This window comes from uncultured Meiothermus sp., assembly GCF_937863175.1.
Classification (GTDB): Bacteria; Deinococcota; Deinococci; order Deinococcales; family Thermaceae; genus Meiothermus.
The window spans coordinates 1-5784 of the sequence record NZ_CALMCQ010000053.1 but is presented as its reverse complement, the minus strand read 5'-3'; the positions used below and the strand labels follow the sequence as shown (position 1 = coordinate 5784).

The following is a 5784-nucleotide window of genomic DNA, read 5'->3' as shown; positions in this document are numbered from 1 at the left end:
TGCTCACCACCTGCCCCATATCCAGCAGCCGGTGGGCCGGGGCACAGCCCAGCATGGCCTGGCGCTTGTTCTGCTCGGCGTTGTGGGGGTCGGTGCCGACGTGCTTAAACACCACCAGCTTGCGGGTAGACATCTGGCCCTTGCTGGCGCTGCGGTCGTGCTCGTACATATTGAGCAGGCTTTCCAGCAGCACCTTCAGGTCGGCTTCGCTAAAGCCGGTGCCCTGGGCCAGGTGGGCGCTGATGAAGCCCCTGGCGGCGTAAAGCCCATACGAAATCTGGCTCTTGCGCCCCATGGTGCGCAGCTTGTCCTCGGGCTGCTCGGCCTCCCACTTGAGCCAGTCGGCCATGGTCTTGGCGTTTTTTACATCCTCGGCAACCGCCCCTCGAGTGATGCTGAACTCCGAGGCAAAAATGGGATGCACACTGCGGGCAAAGGTAATCTGCACCGGGCCGCGCACCTGTCCGGCGTTTGCACCGGTGCTCATCACCGCACCAAAGGTACGCACATCGAAAAACCGATCGCACATCCAGTCTCGAGCCGCACCCACCTTCCCCTTGGTCTTGGTTCCAGAAAAGCCACCTTCGGTTTTCTCGTGCGCCTCGAAAATCGAACGATTGAGATTGGTTCCATGTTGCACGAAAATCTGCTGCCCTGCGGCCTGGGCATAGTTGCGAATGCGCCGCTTGATGGCCACATCGCTCACCAGGCCGTGGCCGTCTTCCGGGTCTACCCTGGGGGCGTTGCCGGAGTCGGGGTCGCCGTTGGGGTTGCCGTCTTTGCAGTCGAAAATCAGCAGAAACTCGTAGCGGTTTTGGATGGGGTTGGACATACACAATCTCCTTTGCAGTTGGGTCAGGGCTAGCCGGCCGGGTCTTCGGCGGCTTCGGGGTTGCCGCTGCGCCGGGTGCGGTTGAAGGCGAACTGCTGGTAGTAGCCCAGCGCAAACAGGCTCTGCTCTTCCAGGCTGAGAGTCTTGGGCAAACTCTTGTCCAGGGCGTTCCAGACCTCGGCAATCTGGCTATTGAGCCAGAACGCCAGCCCAGGCTTGTCCCGCTGAATCTTGCTGAGGTGGTGTTGCGAAAGGCGGGTCAGGCGGCCCAGCACCAGCGCTGGCGTGCTGGAAGCCGCCCCGTAGTAGCGCTGCACCACTCCGGCGTTGATGTCTGCATCCGAAGAGGTGTCCTGAATCTGGGCCAGCAAACACATTAATCGCCCACACTGGTAGGCTTTGCTGGGGTGCTGGGGGTCGAGGGCTGGGGTCATTGGGTAGCCTCCTTTGCGGTTGTGGTAAGCCTTCAATAGTCCCATGCGGGCGTAGATCCGTCCTAGCGAGGCCGCATCGGCCTCGTTGCCCTGTTTGACCTTTAGGGCCTGATCAAGCTCGCCCTTCATCACACTGGCGGTATGGGATTCCATCAGCCTGGCAACTGCGCTGTAGGGAATCGGCAGACTGGGGTTGAGGGCAGCGCGCCAGAAAGGGATTTGCAGCACCTTGACGGGCTTGATGTAGTCGTCGAGCTTCTGTTCGGGGGATTTTGGGCGCTGCAAGCTCATCAGCAGCCGGTTCAAGCCCGGTAGTCTGGCGTTTTTAGAGCCCCTCGAGTTGACAATTTGCAGACCGGAAAACCAGGCTTCCACCGCCGTTACAAAGGCTTCCAGGCTGCCGGTCTGCCAGTCGCGCACCATCACCCGGCCTGCCGCGCCGCTCATGGCGATGGCGTAGAAATGGCTCTGGGAAACCTCGGGCGGTACTTCGCCAGTGCGAATAGCATTCAAAAGCTTTTGGGCTCGCTCGAGGGCGTTGGCCTCTGCGGCCGCTTCCGCCGACTCGGGTTCCCATAGCCCATCGAATAAATCATTGTTGCTGGGAATATCGCGGTCATACCAGAGGGCGATTTTCATCTCGCCCAGTTGCCGGGCAGCCCCCAGCATCTGATCCAGCGCCGCGCGATAGGCGGTGGCCGAACTCTGATCTACCGCGCCATTTTCACCCTGAGACAACCCGTATGACTCGAAGGCTTCCTTGTCGTAGGTTACAAAAGCAAAACCGAATGCGCTGCCTCCCAGGTTCATCACCTTTGGATGCGTTGGGGCGGGTTCGGCCAGTTCGCCCGTCGCCAGTGAGAGCATTTTCCCGGTACCTGCCCCATCTTCGGGCTGGCCCTTTGCAGATATTTTAGTTCTGAAATTCCGCCACCAGTCACGCCACTCCAAAGTGTCCAGGACACACTGCCCATCCAGATAGAACGAGATTTTGTCGGTGGGCTTGAGCTTATCCTTGCCGGGTTTCTGGGTTTCCAGCAGCAAGCGCTGGCAAAACGACTCCAGTTGGGCTTCATCAGAAAGCGCCCGGTAGATCGGCCTGAGGCTTGCCACTTCCTCACTGGCCAGTTGCATCAGGAGCCTGAAGGTCTGGTGCTTCTGAAGATTTTTCTGGTGTTCATCGGGCTTCTTGATCGAGCCAGTGCGGTCTAACTCCGGGAGTTTGAAAATCACTGCGCAGGTGTCGGCCAGGAAGTGGGAGGCCTGTTCGATGGAGTACCCCAGCGACCTGAACACCTTGGGCATTCCTACCATTTCGGGCTGGGCCAAATCTGCGCAGGTTTTTTCGCCATTTTCCAGGGCTATCAGTTCGGTGAAACGACCATCCAGGCTCACCCCAACCAGCCAGCGAATTTCCTTGGTGGTAAAGCCGGTTTCGACGCCCGAAACCTTACGGTTTGCGTACTCCACCAGTTGCCCAAGCATCACGCACCTCCCTGGGGCTTGCGAACCTCGGCGCTGGGGTAGGGAGGGATGTTCAGAACCCCATTGCTAATTTCGGCCTCGAACAGGCTGATGTGAGGTGCATCGGTGTTGCTGCCGGGACGTGATAAGTCGAACACGTCGTAGACCATCCAGCCGATGCGCTCGTTGACCGAGTGAGGCTCTGGGGTTGCCGAGGAATCACCCAGCAGTTTGAAGTAGCCCGTGAATTCCCGGCAGCCAAGGTAGGGTTGATACACACACTGACCGTTGCTGGCACGCCGTTCGAAGCTGCGCTCGATCTTCTGGCGCAACTCGTGGTTTTCGGCGTACAAGACCGCATGGGCATGAATGCGGTAGCCAACCCCCTTGAGGGCCATGGTCTGGCGCTGGGTGCGGCCCCTGGTGTCCTGGCCGGTGTCTTCGCGGGTGGCATCGGCGTAGATGGGCTCGAAGGTACCGGGGTCTTTCATCCAGGTTTGGATGCTTCTTACGCTGGCCTTCTCCTTGACCTCGTTTCGCATCAGGGCGATATAGCGCACCGGCTTCAGAATTTCGATACGCTCGACCTGCCAGTACATGGCGGGTTGTTTGGGGGTTGTTTTGCCGAACTCGAGGTAGATCGCGTCGAAGATTGCTCGAGCGGCACTGGGGGTCATCACGGGGTAACTGAACCGTTCGACCTTGAACTCGGGCCGGGTGAAGCAGGCATACTCACCCCAGACCTCCAACACAAATCTCTGCATTGCTCCTCCTTTGCTGGTCAGGCAAGTTTAGGCCGGTAGCCGGTAATGCATTGGGAGTTGTTCAAAGAACCAACGCGCCCTGTGCACCTCCCTCCTCGGGCGTGAAACCCAACAACCGGTGGTAGAGGCTCTGGTCGCCGCACAAAAACCAGTCGGGCACCTCGGTTCTCAGACCCCGCTGGTAGCGCAAGAAGAGGGGTTCCAGGTAGGGCGGAGTCCCGGTTTTATCCAGAAAATGCGGAACCGTGTAACCCCGCACCCGCCGGATCCAGTCGCCGCTGATGCCCTGGTCGCGGGCCTCCTGCATCAGGGTTCTGGCATCGTCGTTGTAGGGAACCACCACGTTGACCGCGTTGGTTTCGATCAGGCGGTAGCGCCGGGCGAACTCCTGGTAATTCTGGGAGGTGATAAAGCCTTCCAGCTCAGGCTGCGTGGTGTTGGCGATGCTGTAGAGGCCACGATAGAACCGCCGGTAGGTTCCGGGGTCGTCGAGGTCGAGGCTGCCGTGTTCTAGCAGGAGGCTTTTTGTGAGGCTGGCGGCCTGCTCGTAGGCTTTGGTGGGATATTTTTCTTCTTCGGGGACAAATACGGTGAGGCTTCCTGGTTCGGTATAGGCATCGTGGCGGTTGCAACGGCCCCTGGCCTGGGCAATGGCGTCCAGCGGAGCCAGGGCACGGTACACGACCGGGAAGTCGAGGTCTACGCCAGCCTCCACACACTGGGTCGCAAAAACCCGGCAGGGTTTATTCGCTTTCAAGTCCTCTACAATCTGCGCCAGCAGGTCGCGGCGGTGCTGGGGGCAGAGGGCGGTGGAAAGGTGGTAGATACCACCCAGGTTTTGGGTTTGGGCCTCCTGGGTCAGGGCGTAGGCATGTCGCTTGAGGTTGACGATGCACAGAGCCTGGGGGTGGCGCGTAAGCTGGGCCACCAGGTCGGGCCAGGCCAGCGGGGTCTGGGTGCTCCAGACGGTATGGACCCGTTTGGCACGGCTAAATAGCTCCTGCTGGCTGGACACAATTTCCCTGGGCTGCCAGCTCGAGGTCTCCGGTTCACCCTTGCGCACCACGTCATTCAGCAGGTCAAAAGCGGGCTGGGTGGCGGTGGAAAACAACACCGTGCAATGGTACTTTTCGCTGGCCAGCCGGGCCAGGGTTTTGAGGGTGGGGACGGCCAGTTTGGTGGGCAGGGTCTGCACCTCGTCGAACAAGACGATGCTTCCGGCCAGGTTGTGTAGTTTTCGGCAAGCTCCAGGGCGGCCCGCGTGCAGGCTTTCGAGGAGCTGCACGCTGGTGGTGATGATGATGGGGGCATCCCAGTTTTCGCTGAGCAGCCGCTTTTCCTTCTCGCTTTGCGCCACCGCATCGTCCACTTTCTCGCCGCCGCGCAGGCCGGTAAGGCTGTGGTGTTCTAAGATGTAGTGTTCGCCCAGCCCGGCAAATAAGGCCCGGTAGATATCCACGGTCTGGTCGAGGATGGTCAGGAAAGGCAGCACCACCACAATGCGGCGCACCCTGGGGTCGTGTACTGCACGCCCGAGGGCGAACCGTAGCATGGCGAGGGTTTTGCCGCTGCCAGTGGGGGCAGTCAGGGTGAAGGCCCGTGCAGGGTGGTGGGCGGCCTGGGCGCAAGCATCGGCCAGATCGCGCCGCAGGCTGCGGGTTTTTTGCGGGATGTTTGGGTCAGCGCCCAGCTCTTCCAGCCGCGCTTCCAACCGCTCGAGGGCTCTGGCAGCCTGGAGTTCGGGGGGCCTGGGTCGCGGCACAAACCGGGGTTTGCCCTGGTTCATGGTGCGCTCGGTATCGAGAAAGTCGGCATCTACCAGGCACGAGAAAAGCATCCGGGTGTCCAGCATCTCGGCGGCGCTGAACTTTTTGGAAACCGGCTGGATAGAGGGAGGCAGACTGCCCAGATCGGCAACCAGGCGTTGCTTGAGTAACTCGGTGTTGGTCTCCGAGAGCCGCAAGTCGAGGGGGTGCTTCTGGTTCAAGGCGGCCAGATCCAGCAACTCTTGCAAACTTTGCATAGCCCCGCTTTGCAGCCCGATATGATGCCCCTGAATCGCCAGGGCAACCTCTACCGCCCGGTATTCCTTCAGGGCGATATGCGCTCCCGCCGACCAGTGGTCGAGGCCGCTCTCCTTGCCTTCCAGACGGCGCTGGAAGAGATCGCCATACTTGCCAAGGTCGTGTAGCAGTCCCGCTAGACGGGCCTTTTCAGACTCGCCAAAGCAGGCGGCTTTCTCCGAGGCCAGGCGGGCTACCTCGGAGGTGTGCTCCTGCATGGACTGCCA

4 protein-coding genes are annotated in these 5784 nt (G+C 60.4%); all 4 read right to left on the bottom strand.

Features of this window, described 5'->3' with window-relative positions:
* The coding region (cas7c, locus tag Q0288_RS02195) for a type I-C CRISPR-associated protein Cas7/Csd2 (RefSeq protein WP_299426509.1) at window positions 1-832 on the bottom strand (832 nt) is incomplete at its 3' end.
* 29 nt (window positions 833-861) lie between these two features.
* Complete coding sequence (gene cas8c / locus Q0288_RS02190) at window positions 862-2751, bottom strand: type I-C CRISPR-associated protein Cas8c/Csd1 (RefSeq protein WP_299426506.1); 1890 nt, start codon at window positions 2749-2751, stop codon at window positions 862-864.
* The gene (gene cas5c, locus Q0288_RS02185; protein WP_299426503.1) at window positions 2751-3494 is read right to left on the bottom strand and encodes a type I-C CRISPR-associated protein Cas5c; all 744 of its coding nucleotides are present in this window, start codon (window positions 3492-3494) and stop codon (window positions 2751-2753) included. The genes cas8c and cas5c overlap by 1 nt, the downstream gene beginning before the upstream one ends.
* A 61-nt stretch (window positions 3495-3555) precedes the next feature.
* Window positions 3556-5784 (bottom strand): CRISPR-associated endonuclease Cas3'' (locus tag Q0288_RS02180; protein ID WP_299426500.1); only part of this gene is annotated, 2229 nt, incomplete at its 5' end.

Coding starts and splice junctions, on each gene's coding strand:
- cas8c (WP_299426506.1), bottom strand. CDS start 2,751: ATGCTTGGGCAACTGGTGGAGTACGCAAACCGTAAGGTTTCGGGCGTC.
- cas5c (WP_299426503.1), bottom strand. CDS start 3,494: ATGCAGAGATTTGTGTTGGAGGTCTGGGGTGAGTATGCCTGCTTCACC.